The following is a 13,915-nucleotide window of genomic DNA, read 5'->3' as shown; positions in this document are numbered from 1 at the left end:
TTTTTACGGAGATCCTTGCACGCCTATGCATACTCGCGACCTCATTCAATTCCTTGCCGAACTATCGGAAAACAATAATCGCGCATGGTTTGTCATGAACAAGCCGCGTTACGATATTCTGCGTGCGGAGTTCCTGGAACTGGTAACCGGCCTGATTCCGCAGATCGTGAAATTCGATCCGGCGGTTGCCGGCTGCAATCCGAAAAAAGCCTTATTCCGCATCAATCGTGACATGCGATTTTCGCATGACAAGAGTCCTTACAAGTCCACCTTTTCGGCGGCCATTACAGCCAGCGGACTGAAGAAACCGAGTCAGGGCGGCGGTCCCGCTTACTACTTCCATATTGATGCACAAGGTACGCTGCTGGTTGCGGGCGGCGAATACATGCCGCCATCCGACAGGCTGAAGACGATACGCCAACACGTGATTGCCGATGCCGCCGGGTTCAGGCGCATGCTGCGCAACAAACGTCTTCAGGAGACCTATGGCGATCTACAGGACGAAGGAAAACTGACAAGGCCGCCGAAGGGCTTTGATGCGGATGCGCCCAACATCGAATACGTCAAGCACAAGAGTTTTATCGTCTGGAAAGAAACCAGCCTGAAAAAGAAGATTCCCGCCGATCTGGGGAAAGAACTGGCCGCGGGTTTCAAGGACGCTTATCCATTGGTGGCTTGGCTGCGGGAAGCCAAGTAGCGCATACACGGTTTGTGACTGGCCGCCGGGACTTCAGCAGATATCGTCAACGGAAACACGTGCGACACCGGCTGCCCCCAGCGCCGGTGTAAAGCAGATTTACACTGTTTCTTCCTCTGGCGCCTGGGTCGCGCGCGCAAACATCGGCGCAAGAATCAACCCGACTTCAAATAACAGGCATAGAGGGACAGCCAGCAACAACTGGCTCATGATATCCGGCGGTGTCACGACCGCGGCAATGACGAAGGCGCCAACGATGATATAGGGACGCATTTCCTTCAGCTTTTCCACCGTCACGATGCCCATGCGCACCAGCACGATGACAACGATCGGTACTTCGAACGTCATGCCAAAGGCGATGAACAGCGTCATCACGAAACCGAAATAGCTCTCGATATCCGGCGCAACGGAAATCGACTTCGGCGCAAATTCATTGATGAACTTGAAAATCACGCCGAATACGAAAAAGTAGCAGAACGCGACACCAATGATGAACAGTAGGGAAGATGAAATCACCAGCGGCGCGATCAGCCTTTTTTCATGCGTATACAAGCCGGGAGCAATGAATGCCCATGCCTGGTAAAGCACTACCGGTAGCGCAATCAGAAAAGCCAGCAGCAGCGTTACCTTTACCGGAATCAGAAATGGCGTGATGACCCCGGTGGCGATCATCTTGCTACCGGCGGGAAGCGCCAGCATCATCGGCATGGCGAGCCAGTCATAGATGTTGCCGGCCCAAGGCATCAGACAAAGGAAGACGATGATGACTGCGATGGATGCCTTCATCACGCGGTTGCGCAATTCAACCAGGTGTGAAATGAAGGTGTCGCCTACACCACCCTCGGTGTTGTGATCGTCGCTCATACGGGCTTGTTACGCATACCGGTTGTCCATCGCGCCTGCGCACCTTGCTGCGGCGGTCGAACCTCGTGAAATATTCATAGTAATACGCGGCTCAGGAATGGAATGAAGTGGAGGTCTTGCTACCGGCCCCGGCGGGACGATACTTGGCGACACGTGCCGCACCGGAAATCACACGTGTGCGACGGCCGCTTTGCTTTTTGTACCAGGAAGGAATGGCCGAGGTACGGGCTAGCTTCTTCCTGCGAAAATCCTTGGCCTTGACATGGATCTGGTCCGGCGTCGGCGTCTCCATCAAGGGATTGGACAGCGCTTCCTGGACTTCGGCCTGCATCTCGGAGACATTTTTGGCAATCGTCTGCTCGACGCTGGTCGCTGCTTCCTGCATTTCCTTCTGCATCTTGCGCAGCTCGTCCAGTTCGATTTCGCGGCTGACTTCCGATTTGACTTCGTTGATGTAACGCTGGGCGCGGCCAAACAGGGTACCGGCCATCCGTGCCACTTTCGGCAGGCGTTCAGGACCGATGACGACCAGCGCTACGACGCTGATCAGCGCAATTTTGGTGAGACCGATATCAATCATGATGTGACGGGTTGCAGGAATGGCATGTGATGCGCCTGCGGCGCATCACATGCCATTCCTGCAAGGGCCGTGCTCAGCTCTTTTTTTCTTTGGCGTCGACGTCGATTGTCGACTTGTCGGCTGTGGAGGACGACTTTTCTTCATCGCCCTTGACGCCGTCCTTGAATCCCTTGACGGCCTTGCCAAGGTCGGAGCCGACATTACCCAGCTTCTTGGTGCCAAAAATCAGCATGACAACGACCAGCACGATCAGCCAGTGCCAGATGCTAAATGAACCCATTACTTTCTCCTCAGTGGACGCATGCGTCCGTCAATCATTGGTCTGTCGGCAGGTTTAGCCTATCGCTGGCCGCGCCAGGGACGTGGTCCGCCGATGACATGCAGATGGAGATGGTACACCTCCTGACCGCCGTCCGGACCAGTATTGAACAGCGTCTTGAATCCGCCGCTGCCCAGGCCGCCATCAGTGGCGGTATAACCGCATCCCTGCTCCTGCGCCAGTTTAGGCGCCAACAACATCATTTTACTCAACAAAGCGCTATGGCTTTCATTACAGTCCGCCAGTGTAGCAACATGTTGTTTCGGGACGATTAAAAAATGCACCGGGGCAGCAGGATTGATATCGTGAAATGCAATGAGGTCGTCGTCTTCGTAGACTGCCTTGGTGGGAATCTGTTTTGAAGCAATCTTGCAGAAGATGCAGTCAGTCATGGGAGATCCTGGAAAGTAAGTGGTCAGTGATCGAAATATTAACAGTCTCTGTGACACGCATTCTTTGGCTGGGATGATCTGCAACGACAGCCTGCAAATCCGCTGTCGGCTCAGCTATCCTTGCGGCTTGCTTTTTCCGCAAGTCCCGACAAGCCTTCCCGCCGGGCAAGCTCATCGAGCACATCCTGCGGCGTCAGGTCAAACTGGGCTAGCATGACCATGGAATGGAACCACAAGTCTGCGCATTCATAGAGCACCTTGGATTTGTCGCCGCTGACACGCGCATCCTTGGCAGCCATCACGGTCTCGGTCGCTTCTTCGCCGATCTTTTTCAAAATGGCATCATCGCCCTTGACGAACAGCTTCGCGACATAGGACTTATCGGGATCGCCGCCATTGGCCGGCTTGCGCGATTCAATGACGGCGGCAAGGCGTTTCAGGGTTTCACTCATCGCTTGGGTGGCACGGCTGCGTAACGCAGCTGGCCCTCTTTCTGTTGTCGTCGCAGCGATATCGGGCGCCGCTTGCTCGCCCGATGCTGACGGTTATTTGTAAATGCTTTCGGGGTCTTTCAGTACGGGTTCTACCGCTTGCCAGTCGCCGTTTTTGGCATCACCGGTGAATTGCTGAAAGAAACACGAATGCCGGCCGGTATGGCAGGCGATCTTGCCAACCTGCTCGACCTTGAGCAAAACCACGTCTTCATCGCAATCGAGGCGGATGTCATGCACTTTTTGCGTGTGGCCGGACTCTTCGCCCTTGTGCCACAGCTTCTTGCGCGATCGGCTCCAGTACACCGCTTCGCCGAGTTCGACGGTTTTGGCAAGCGCGTCGCGGTTCATCCAGGCAAACATCAGCACATCGTTGCTGCCGACCTCCTGCGCGATCACGGGCACAAGCCCATGTTCATCCCATTTGACCTTGTTCAGCCATTTCGCACTGACGCTCATGCCATCCTCATCGGAATGCCCTGACCGGACATGAATTGCTTGGCTTCCTGCACGGTATGCTGGCCGTAGTGGAAGATGCTCGCTGCCAGCACCGCATCGGCCTTGCCGAGCTTGATGCCGTCCGCCAGGTCCTGCAGGCCACCAACACCACCAGAAGCGATCACCGGAATCGACACCGCATCCGACACGGCACGTGTCAGCTCAAGGTCGAAGCCGCTCTTGGTGCCGTCACGGTCCATGCTGGTCAGCAAAATTTCGCCGACGCCGTGGCTTTCCATTTTCTTTGCCCACTCGACCACTTCGAGACCGGTCGGCTTGCGTCCACCATGGGTAAACACTTCCCAGCGTCCTTCCGGGTTGCGCTTGGCGTCGATCGCCACCACGATGCATTGCGAGCCGAACTTCTGCGCGGCGTCGGCCACCATTTGCGGATTGGCAATGGCGGTACTGTTGATGCTGATCTTGTCCGCACCTGCGTTCAGCAGGCGACGCACGTCGTCGACGGTGCGCACACCACCGCCAACGGTCAGCGGAATGAATACCTGCGAAGCCACCGCTTCAATGATATGCAGGATCAGGTCGCGCCCGTCTGAAGTCGCAGTGATGTCGAGAAAAGTCAGTTCATCCGCGCCCTGATCGTCGTAGCGGCGCGCAATCTCCACCGGATCACCGGCGTCGCGCAACTCGACGAAATTGACGCCCTTGACGACACGCCCGGCGGTCACGTCGAGGCAAGGGATGATGCGTTTTGCTAGGGACATGCTTACTCTTCTTCCGCCTCTTCGAGGCCGCTCAGTTCGTCGGCGCGCTCCTGCGCGGAGCGCAGGTCCAGCGTGCCTTCGTAGATCGATCGTCCGCAGATCACGCCTTCGATGCCTTCATCCTGCACGGCGCACAGGGCTTCGACATCCTTGACGTTGTGTACGCCGCCGGACGCGATCACGGGGATGGTCATGCTTTGCGCCAGCTTGACGGTGGCGTCGATGTTGACGCCGCCCATCATGCCGTCACGGCCAATGTCGGTGTAGACGATCGCTTCGCAACCATAATCTTCGAATTTCTTTGCGAGATCGATCACCTCATGGCCGGACAGCTTGCTCCAGCCATCGGTGGCGACCTTGCCGTCCTTGGCATCGAGGCCAACGATGATCTGGCCGGGAAAGGCGCTACAGGCATCATGCAGGAAGCCGGGGTTCTTCACCGCCGCGGTGCCGATGATGATGTAGGACAAGCCGTCGTCGAGGTAGCGCTCGATCGTGTCGAGGTCGCGGATACCGCCACCCAGCTGGATCGGGATTTCTTCAACATCGTTTTCGAGCGCGAAGTCGCGCACGACCTGGATGATGGACTTTACCGCCGCCTCGTTCTTGGGCTTGCCGGCAAAGGCGCCATTCAGGTCGACCAGATGCAGTCGTCGCGCGCCCTGTTGCAACCAGTGTCGCGCCATTTGGGCGGGATCTTCGGAAAACACGGTGGCTTGGTCCATATCGCCCTGTTTCAGGCGCACGCAATGACCGTCCTTGAGGTCGATGGCAGGTATGAGCAGCATGGCTACATTAGTGGTGGAGTGAGGTTAATGGGGTTTCCTGCAACGCAAACAGCGAACGACAACTTCTCACGGGAATCACGGATTCCAGTGCACGAAATTCTTGTACAGCTGCAAACCGGAGGCCGCGCTTTTCTCCGGGTGGAACTGTGTCGCAAAAATATTATCTTTGGCTACCGCGCAAGTAAACGGGGCGCCGTAGATCGTTTCGCCCGCGGTATGTGCGGGATTGTCCGGCACCGCGTAATAACTGTGCACGAAATAGAAGTAACTGTTGTCAGTAATACCATTCCACAGCGGATGGGACATCGACTGCCTGACCCGGTTCCAGCCCATCTGCGGCACCTTGAAGCGCGAGCCGTCTTCCTGCAGCTGGCCATCGAGCCTGAAGCGTACCACCTTGCCGGGAATCAGTCCGATGCCCGGCGTGTTGCCTTCTTCGCTCAGGTCGAACAGCAACTGCTCACCGACGCAGACGCCGAGCAGCGGTTTGCTGCGTGTCGATTCGATGACCGCTTCCTGCAGACCCGACTCGCGCAGGCAGCGCATGCAATCGGGCATCGCGCCCTGTCCCGGCAGCACGAGGCGATCGGCAGCCCGGATGTCGGCAAGTTCGCCTGAAATCCGGACATCGGCTTCGGGTGCGACATGACGCAGCGCCTGTGCTACCGAGCGCAGGTTGCCCATGCCGTAATCCACTACAACTATCTTGTTCATGATGGAAATGTCAGTCGAGTCAGTCGACGCATGGCATTGTTACAGGCTGCCCTTGGTCGAGGGAATCGTTCCCGCTGCACGCGGGTCCAGTTCGATGGCCATGCGCAATGCGCGGCCAAATGCCTTGAATACGGTTTCGCACTGATGGTGAGCGTTCACACCACGCAGGTTATCAATGTGCAAGGTAACCAGCGCATGGTTGACGAAGCCCTGAAAGAATTCATGGGTCAAGTCGACATCAAAGCCGCCGATCATCGCGCGGGTGAACGGCACATTGAATTCAATGCCGGGACGTCCGGAAAAATCAATGACCACACGGGACAGCGCTTCATCCAGCGGCACATAGGCATGACCATAGCGGCGGATGCCCTTCTTGTCGCCGACTGCCTTGGCAAAGGCTTGGCCGAGCGTGATGCCGACGTCTTCCACGGTATGGTGGGCGTCGATGTGCAGATCGCCCTTCGCTTCGATATCGAGGTCGATCAGGCCATGACGGGCGATCTGGTCGAGCATATGGTCGAGGAAAGGCACACCGGTGTTCAGCTTTTGCTGGCCGGTGCCATCAATGTTGATTGCGACGCGGATTTGCGTCTCGTTGGTATTGCGGGTGACCTCTGCAACGCGGGGCGTGGACATGTTCTGTGTGGTACTCGTGTGCGTACGAAAGTTTATGGAGCGAGCGATGCCGTCATGGCATCGAGTAATAGCTGGTTCTCTTCCGGCGTGCTGACGGTGATCCGCAAGCAGTTTTCCAGCAATGGATGCATTTTACCGACATTTTTGACCAAAACCTTCCGGTCTAACAATGCGGAAAACACATCGTTGGCATGAATCTTTTCTGTTTTGATACGCACCAGCAGGAAATTCGCTGCTGACGGGAAAACTTCTACCCCCGACAATGCGCCCAGTGCCGTTGCCAGGCGTGTCCGTTCTTCGCGCAGGGATGCTGCCTGCGCGTCCAGCACATCGACGCGCTCCAGCACAAATTCGGCAGCCGCCTGCGTCAGTACATTGATGTTGTAAGGCGGACGCACCTTGTCGAATTCTGTCAGCAAGTCCTCGCTTGCAGACATGTAACCGAGGCGAATACCGGCCAGTCCGAGCTTGGAGACGGTGCGCATGACCACCAGATTAGCAAATTCCGGCAGGCGTGACATGAAACTGACCTGCGCGAACGGCTGATAAGCTTCATCGACCACCACCAGGCCGGTGTCACCGACAGCGCGCAGGATCGCGACCATGTCGTCGGCATCAAACAAATTGCCGGTCGGATTGTTGGGATAGGCAAGATAGGTGATTGCCGGCTTGTGTTGCGCAATGGCATCGAGCATGGCTGCCTTGTCGAGCGACAGGTCGGCTCGCAGCGGCACGCCGACAAACTCCAGACCAGCGAATTTGGCCGACATCGCATACATCACAAAGCCGGGCGTAGGCGCGAGAACCTTGGCACCGGGCTTGGCGCAGGCGACGGACAGCAACGCAATCAGTTCATCTGAGCCGTTGCCAAGCACGACGTCATATCCGGCTGGCACGCCCAGCTGGGCGCAGATCATTTTCTTGAGCGCTGCGTAGGAAGGCACCGGATAGCGGTTCATCGCCACCTCGGCGAGCCGCTGGCCGAGTTCGGCGCGCAGATCCTCGGGCAAGGTGTACGGATTTTCCATTGCGTCGAGCTTGACGAAGCCGGTCGCGTCGGGCACATGGTAAGCGGCAAGCGCGCGGACGTCGGGGCGGATGATATTGTCGATCAGGGACATGGTCATGTTCTCAGGCGGCCTCGGGCTCGGGCTTATCCAGCTCGGCGAGGCGGTTTTCAATCAATTCACAATACTCGGGATTCAGTTCGAAGCCAATGAAACGGCGGCCGCAACGTTTGGCGGCTACCGCCGTCGTGCCGCTGCCCATGAAGGGATCGAGCACCACGCCCCCCGGCGGACACGATGCCTTGAGCATGCGTTCGACGATTTCCAGCGGCTTTTGCGTCGGATGATCGGCGCGCTCGCGATGCTCGCGGTGCAGGCGCGACACACTCCACACATCCTTGGGGTTATAGCCCAATTCCAGCCATTTGGCGCCGACGAAGATGGAACGCGAGCGCGCCTTCTTGGTTTCGGCATCATAGGGAATGCGTACCGCGTCCAGGTCAAAATAGTAATCCTTCGCCTTGGCGAAGAAACCGACCGTATCGTGCACTGAAGAATAGCGGCGGGTACTGCCTCCCATCGACGGCACGCGGCGATCCCAGATGATTTCATTAATCATTGTCATGCGCTTTTTCAGCATTACAAAGATTTCCGGCGAATAGCGCCAGGTCAAAAAAATGTAAAAGCTGCCGTTGGGTTTGAGCTTGGGCAATGCCGCATCCACCCATTGCTCGGTCCAGTGCAGATAGGCTTCGGCATCGAGCTTGTCGGAATCGTTGCCATAGTCCTTGCCGAGGCCATACGGCGGATCGGCGATCAGCAGATCGACGCTGGCATCGGGGATACGCGCCAAGCCGGCCAGCGCATCCTCGCAAAACACGCGATCAAGCCAGAGCGTCACCTGGTAGCCTTCCGCAGGCGCGTGGCACTGGATCGAGTGGTGATCATTTGAGGCGGAACTCTGCCGAAGCGGCGTGCGCCTGCAGTCCTTCGCCATAAGCGAGTTCCGCCGCGACCTTGCCCAGTGTCTGCGCACCAGCTTCACTGACATGGATGATGCTGGAACGCTTCTGGAAGTCATAAACACCGAGCGGCGACGAGAAACGCGCGGTGCGGGAAGTCGGCAGAACGTGATTCGGTCCGGCGCAGTAGTCGCCGAGCGACTCGGATGAGAAACGGCCCAGGAACATGGCGCCGGCATGACGCACCTTGTCCGCCCATTGCTGCGGATTCTCGGCGGAAATCTCGAGGTGTTCGGCGGCGATCAGGTTGGCGATCTCGCAGGCTTCGTCCATATCGCGCACCTTGACCAGCGCGCCGCGATTGGTCAGCGAGGTGCGGATCACTTCCTTGCGCGGCATCGCGCCGAGCAGCCTGTTGATGCTGGCTTCGACTTTGGCGATGTAGTCCGCGTCCGGGCACAGCAGGATGGACTGCGCGAGTTCATCATGTTCGGCTTGCGAGAACAGGTCCATCGCTACCCAGTCCGGATCGGTGCTGCCATCGCAAATGACCAGAATTTCAGATGGTCCGGCAATCATGTCGATGCCGACGGTCCCGAATACACGGCGCTTGGCAGCGGCGACATAGGCATTGCCCGGCCCCACGATCTTGTCGACTTGGGGAATCGTCGCGGTGCCATAGGCCAGCGCGCCGACTGCCTGGGCACCGCCAATGGTGAAGACGCGATCGACGCCGGCAATGGCAGCGGCGGCCAGCACCAGTTCATTCTGTATCCCATTGGGCGTCGGCACCACCATGATGACTTCCTGCACGCCGGCGACCTTGGCCGGAATCGCATTCATCAGCACGGAAGACGGATAGGCCGCCTTGCCGCCCGGGACGTAAATGCCGACGCGATCGAGCGGCGTCACCTTTTGTCCCAGCACCGTACCATCGGCTTCGGTGTAGATGAAACCGTCGCTTCCGGTCTCTTTCTTTTGCCGCTCGTGATAATCGCGCACGCGGTCGGCAGCGGTCTGCAATGCTGCACGACGTTGCGGTTCGAGGCTGTTGAGCGCGGCGCGTAGCGCATCCTTGCCGATTTCCAGGCTGTTGACGGTGCGCGCTTCCAGCTTGTCGAAACGGTTGGTGTACTCCAGCACGGCAGCATCGCCGCGTGCCTTGACGTCGGCCAGAATCTGCGCGGCGGCGCGGTCGATTGCTTCGTCTTCGCTGGCTTCAAAGGCAAGCACCGCCGACAGCGTCGACTTGAAATCCGGTGCGGTGGAATCGAGTTTGCGAATCTGGATGGTCATGATGGTTACACTGCTTTCGATGCTGCGTCGAATGCTTCGAGAATGGGTTGCAGGCGCTCGCGTTTGAGTTTGAGTGCAGCCTGGTTCACCACCAGGCGCGACGAGATTTCCATGATGTGTTCGACTTCCACCAGATTATTGGCGCGCAGCGTGCTGCCGGTACTGACAAGGTCGACAATCGCATCGGACAGGCCGACGAGCGGGCCGAGCTCCATCGAGCCGTACAGTTTAATCAGGTCGACGTGGACGCCCTTGGCCGCAAAGTGTTCACGTGCGCAATTTACGTACTTGGTGACGACACGCAGGCGCGCACCCTGGCGCACCGCGCTCGCGTAATCGAAGCCGGCGGGCACCGCAACCGACAACCGGCACTTCGCGATGTTGAGATCGATCGGCTGATACAGACCCTCGCCGCCATGCTCGAGCAGCACATCCTTGCCGGCCACGCCGAAGTCGGCGGCGCCGTATTGCACATAGGTCGGCACGTCGGAGGCGCGCACGATGATGACGCGCACATCCGGATCGTTGGTCGGCAGGATCAGCTTGCGCGACTTTTCCGGATCCTCGGTCACGATAATGCCGGCCGCCTTCAGCAGCGGCAGGGTTTCTTCGAAGATGCGGCCTTTGGATAACGCCAGGGTCAGTTGCCGACTCATTTATTTCACTCGCTGAATGTTGGCGCCGACGGCAGAAAGCTTGACTTCCATGCGGTCGTAGCCGCGGTCAAGGTGATAGATACGATCGACCAGGGTTTCGCCTTGTGCTGCGAGCGCTGCGATCACCAGCGATGCGGACGCGCGCAGGTCGGTAGCCATGACCGGTGCCCCAACCAGCTTCTCGACACCTTGCACAATCGCCGTGTGACCGTCGATATCGATCGACGCACCGAGCCGATTAAGTTCCTGCACGTGCATGAAGCGGTTTTCAAAGATGGTTTCGGTCACGCGCGCACTGCCTTCGGCGAGGCAGTTGAGCGCCATGAATTGGGCCTGCATGTCGGTCGGAAAGCCAGGATATTCAGTAGTGCGGAAGCTGACCGCTTTTGGGCGCGCCGCCATCTGCACGCGGATCCAGTCGGACCCGGTTGTCAAGATAGCACCCACTTCGCGCAGCTTGTCGAGCGCGACGTCAAGGATATCGCTGCGCGTCTTGCGAAGCGTGACATCGCCGCCGACGGCTGCCACCGCACACAGGAAGGTACCGGTCTCAATACGGTCGGCAATGACCTCATGCGAAGCGCCATGCAGCTTGTCGACGCCCTGGATCACGAGGCGATCGGTCCCGATGCCGTCAATCTTTGCGCCCATGGCCACCAGCAGGTTGGCCAAGTCGGTGACTTCCGGCTCGCGTGCCGCGTTTTCCAGCACGGTTTCACCGTCGGCCAGCGTCGCGGCCATCAGCAGGTTTTCGGTGCCGGTCACGGTAATCATGTCGGTGACGATACGCGTGCCCTTCAGCCTTTTGGCCTTGGCGTGGATGTAACCAGCCTCGATCGTGATTTCGGCGCCCATCGCCTGCAAGCCCTTGATGTGCTGGTCGACCGGGCGCGAGCCGATCGCGCAGCCACCGGGCAACGACACCCTGGCTTCGCCAAAACGCGCGACCAGCGGACCAAGCACCAGGATCGATGCACGCATGGTTTTCACCAGTTCATAAGGTGCTTCGCAGCTGCTGATATCAGCGCCATTGAGCGCCAGGCGATCATCATCCTGTTCGACGCGCAGGCCCATCTGCTTGAGCAGCTTGAGCATGGTGTTGATGTCCTGCAAATGCGGCACGTTGGACAGCTGCACCGTATCACTGGTGAGCAGGCCTGCACACAGGATGGGCAGTGCGGCGTTCTTGGCGCCCGAGATCGTGATGTCGCCGGACAGGCGATTGCCGCCGGTAATAAGCAGTTTGTCCATTATTTCTGGAATTCTTCCGGAGTGAGTGTCTTCATCGACAAAGCGTGGATTTCCTCGCGCATGCGGTCGCCAAGGGCGGCATAGACGAGTTGATGACGCTGGATCAGGCGCTTGCCGGCAAACGCATTGGAAACGATGACTGCGTTGAAATGTTGTCCATCGCCTTCGACTTCCAGATGGGTGCAGTCGAGACCGGCGGCGATGTAGTTTTTGACAAGCTCGGGTGTGGGTAGCATGGTCTTACCTTTGTTGACCTTGACGGTCGTAATAGCGTAATCGCAGTTGCAATCGCATTAGCAGCATTAGCATGGCGGCGTGTGCCGCCTCGATGACTTCGGGGTGGCGTCGATGTTTCTGTTCCGGATCAGTGGCGCAGCTTGTATCCGTTACTCAGCATGCGGATGGCAAACCCGGCCAGCATGATGAAAAACACGCCGACAATTAAGAAGCTGGTCAGCGGATTGATGTCGGACTGACCAAAGAAACCGTAGCGGAATCCGTCAATCATATAAAAAAACGGGTTGAAGTGCGATACCGTCTGCCAGAACGGCGGCAATGAGTGGATCGAATAAAACACGCCGGACAGGAAGGTTGCCGGCATGATCAGGAAATTTTGGAATGCCGCCAACTGGTCGAACTTTTCCGCCCAGATACCGGCAATCAGGCCCATGGTGCCAAGGATTCCGGCGCCAAGCAAGGCAAAAATAGCAATCCACCACGGCGCGAAAAAGCTGAGTTCGGTGAACCATGCGGTCACCAGGAAGACCCCGAGGCCGACAGCCAGCCCGCGCACCACGGCGGCCAATACATAGGCAGCGAACAAGTCCCAATGCGATAGCGGCGGCAACAGGACAAATACCAGGTTGCCGGTGATCTTGGACTGGATCAGCGAGGATGAGCTGTTGGCAAAGGAGTTCTGCAGCACACTCATCATCACCAGGCCAGGCACCAGAAAAGCGGTATAGCGAACGTTCGGGTAGACCTGCACATGGTCTTCCAGCACATGGCCAAAGATCAGCAGGTACAGCATGGCGGTCAGGATGGGGGCCGTGATCGTTTGCGTCGCGACTTTCCAGAAGCGCAGCACCTCCTTATAGAACAGGGTCTGGAAGCCGGTCATTATTTTTCCCCTTCCATGATCTGGATAAACACGTCTTCCAGGTCGGCCTGCTGCAGATGCATGTCGTCAATGACGGCGCCGGACTCGCGCAGCTTCGCGAGGATGGGTTCGACATCGGTATATTCATTGACCCGCAGCGTGTACTTGCGACCGGAAATCAGCTCATCCGGATGCGAAACCAGTGGCTTGAGCTCGTCCGGCAAGGCGCCTTTGGCCAGATGCACGATCAGCTGCGATCCCGAAATGCGGCGGATCAGCGCGGAGGTCGAGTCCAGTGCCACGACCCTGCCAGACTTGAGCATCGCAATACGGTTGCATAGTGCCTGCGCTTCTTCGAGGTAGTGCGTGGTCAGCACGATGGTATGGCCTTCGCGGTTCAGCCGCGAGATGAACTTCCACAGCGTCTGGCGCAGTTCGACGTCGACACCTGCGGTCGGTTCATCGAGCACGATGAGCGGTGGCTTATGGACCAGCGCCTGGGCCACCAGCACACGGCGTTTCATGCCGCCGGACAAGGCACGGGTGTTGGTATCGGCCTTGTTGGTCAGGTCGAGGTTGGCCATGACTTCGTCGATCCAGTCATCGTTCTTTTTCAAGCCGAAATAGCCGGATTGCATGCGCAGAGTTTCACGCACGGTAAAGAAAGGGTCGAACACCAGTTCCTGTGGCACCACGCCGAGCCGTTTGCGCGCTTCGCGATAGTCGCTGACCACATCATGTCCGTGGATGGTGACGTTGCCTGAATCCGCACGGATCAGACCGGCAATGATGGAAATCAGTGTGGTTTTACCGGCGCCATTGGGCCCGAGCAGTCCGAAAAACTCACCGGCTTCGATGGATAGGGATACGCCGCCAAGCGCCTGAAGCGACTTGTAGCGTTTTTCGACGTTGACGATTTGCAGAGCAGCCATGGCGGCTTGGT

The 13,915-nt window shown here is 58.0% G+C and carries 19 protein-coding genes; 1 reads left to right on the top strand and 18 read right to left on the bottom strand.

Annotated elements, in window-relative coordinates; genetic code table 11:
* Nucleotides 1-25 precede the first annotated feature (25 nt).
* Nucleotides 26-697: a DUF2461 domain-containing protein gene (locus ASE07_RS05525; protein ID WP_057289811.1), complete on the top strand. Its 672-nt coding sequence runs from the start codon at nucleotides 26-28 to the stop codon at nucleotides 695-697.
* Nucleotides 698-796: 99 nt separating this feature from the next.
* Here the strand turns inward: ASE07_RS05525 and tatC are convergent, their stop codons facing one another.
* From tatC to ASE07_RS05435, 18 genes are all read right to left on the bottom strand, one after another.
* Nucleotides 797-1,561, bottom strand: a complete 765-nt coding sequence (gene tatC, locus ASE07_RS05520; RefSeq protein ID WP_057289810.1) for a twin-arginine translocase subunit TatC — start codon at nucleotides 1,559-1,561, stop codon at nucleotides 797-799.
* A 91-nt stretch (nucleotides 1,562-1,652) separates the two neighbouring features.
* A complete protein-coding gene (gene tatB, locus ASE07_RS05515; RefSeq protein WP_057289809.1) occupies nucleotides 1,653-2,141 on the bottom strand; it encodes a Sec-independent protein translocase protein TatB in 489 nt (162 codons plus the stop codon).
* A gap of 73 nt (nucleotides 2,142-2,214) precedes the next feature.
* The gene (gene tatA / locus ASE07_RS05510) at nucleotides 2,215-2,421 is read right to left on the bottom strand and encodes a Sec-independent protein translocase subunit TatA (RefSeq protein WP_057289808.1); all 207 of its coding nucleotides are present in this window, start codon (nucleotides 2,419-2,421) and stop codon (nucleotides 2,215-2,217) included.
* Nucleotides 2,422-2,480: 59 nt separating this feature from the next.
* A complete protein-coding gene (locus ASE07_RS05505) occupies nucleotides 2,481-2,852 on the bottom strand; it encodes a histidine triad nucleotide-binding protein (protein ID WP_057289807.1) in 372 nt (123 codons plus the stop codon).
* A gap of 110 nt (nucleotides 2,853-2,962) precedes the next feature.
* Entirely contained in the window at nucleotides 2,963-3,304 is a 342-nt protein-coding gene (locus tag ASE07_RS05500; protein ID WP_057289806.1) for a phosphoribosyl-ATP diphosphatase, read from the bottom strand.
* A gap of 93 nt (nucleotides 3,305-3,397) precedes the next feature.
* Entirely contained in the window at nucleotides 3,398-3,802 is a 405-nt protein-coding gene (gene hisI, locus ASE07_RS05495; RefSeq protein WP_057289805.1) for a phosphoribosyl-AMP cyclohydrolase, read from the bottom strand.
* Nucleotides 3,799-4,563, bottom strand: coding sequence for an imidazole glycerol phosphate synthase subunit HisF (gene hisF / locus ASE07_RS05490; protein WP_057289804.1), 765 nt, complete (start codon nucleotides 4,561-4,563; stop codon nucleotides 3,799-3,801). Before hisF ends, hisI begins: the two co-directional genes overlap by 4 nt.
* 2 nt (nucleotides 4,564-4,565) lie before the next feature.
* A complete protein-coding gene (hisA, locus tag ASE07_RS05485) occupies nucleotides 4,566-5,351 on the bottom strand; it encodes a 1-(5-phosphoribosyl)-5-[(5-phosphoribosylamino)methylideneamino]imidazole-4-carboxamide isomerase (protein WP_057289803.1) in 786 nt (261 codons plus the stop codon).
* Between the two features lie 75 nt (nucleotides 5,352-5,426).
* The gene (hisH, locus tag ASE07_RS05480) at nucleotides 5,427-6,065 is read right to left on the bottom strand and encodes an imidazole glycerol phosphate synthase subunit HisH (RefSeq protein WP_082583970.1); all 639 of its coding nucleotides are present in this window, start codon (nucleotides 6,063-6,065) and stop codon (nucleotides 5,427-5,429) included.
* 39 nt (nucleotides 6,066-6,104) lie between these two features.
* Complete coding sequence (gene hisB, locus ASE07_RS05475) at nucleotides 6,105-6,701, bottom strand: imidazoleglycerol-phosphate dehydratase HisB (RefSeq protein WP_057289801.1); 597 nt, start codon at nucleotides 6,699-6,701, stop codon at nucleotides 6,105-6,107.
* 32 nt (nucleotides 6,702-6,733) lie between these two features.
* Nucleotides 6,734-7,822: a histidinol-phosphate transaminase gene (hisC, locus tag ASE07_RS05470; RefSeq protein ID WP_082583973.1), complete on the bottom strand. Its 1,089-nt coding sequence runs from the start codon at nucleotides 7,820-7,822 to the stop codon at nucleotides 6,734-6,736.
* 10 nt (nucleotides 7,823-7,832) lie between these two features.
* Complete coding sequence (locus ASE07_RS05465; RefSeq protein ID WP_057289850.1) at nucleotides 7,833-8,609, bottom strand: DNA-methyltransferase; 777 nt, start codon at nucleotides 8,607-8,609, stop codon at nucleotides 7,833-7,835.
* Between the two features lie 43 nt (nucleotides 8,610-8,652).
* On the bottom strand, nucleotides 8,653-9,966 hold the full coding sequence (gene hisD, locus ASE07_RS05460; protein WP_057289799.1) for a histidinol dehydrogenase: 1,314 nt from the start codon (nucleotides 9,964-9,966) through the stop codon (nucleotides 8,653-8,655).
* A gap of 5 nt (nucleotides 9,967-9,971) precedes the next feature.
* Nucleotides 9,972-10,622 carry an ATP phosphoribosyltransferase gene (gene hisG, locus ASE07_RS05455; RefSeq protein ID WP_057289798.1) on the bottom strand — a complete coding sequence of 217 codons (651 nt, stop codon included), beginning with the start codon at nucleotides 10,620-10,622 and terminating at the stop codon, nucleotides 9,972-9,974.
* A complete protein-coding gene (gene murA, locus ASE07_RS05450) occupies nucleotides 10,623-11,873 on the bottom strand; it encodes a UDP-N-acetylglucosamine 1-carboxyvinyltransferase (protein WP_057289797.1) in 1,251 nt (416 codons plus the stop codon).
* Nucleotides 11,873-12,109, bottom strand: a complete 237-nt coding sequence (locus ASE07_RS05445) for a BolA family protein (protein WP_057289796.1) — start codon at nucleotides 12,107-12,109, stop codon at nucleotides 11,873-11,875. The genes murA and ASE07_RS05445 overlap by 1 nt, the downstream gene beginning before the upstream one ends.
* Before the next feature lie 128 nt (nucleotides 12,110-12,237).
* Nucleotides 12,238-12,993: an ABC transporter permease gene (locus ASE07_RS05440; RefSeq protein ID WP_057289795.1), complete on the bottom strand. Its 756-nt coding sequence runs from the start codon at nucleotides 12,991-12,993 to the stop codon at nucleotides 12,238-12,240.
* Complete coding sequence (locus tag ASE07_RS05435) at nucleotides 12,993-13,904, bottom strand: ABC transporter ATP-binding protein (protein WP_057289794.1); 912 nt, start codon at nucleotides 13,902-13,904, stop codon at nucleotides 12,993-12,995. Before ASE07_RS05435 ends, ASE07_RS05440 begins: the two co-directional genes overlap by 1 nt.
* Nucleotides 13,905-13,915 lie beyond the last annotated feature (11 nt).

This window comes from Noviherbaspirillum sp. Root189, assembly GCF_001428545.1.
Taxonomy (GTDB): domain Bacteria; phylum Pseudomonadota; class Gammaproteobacteria; order Burkholderiales; family Burkholderiaceae_D; genus Noviherbaspirillum.
This window is presented reverse-complemented; position numbering and strand designations above follow the sequence as displayed.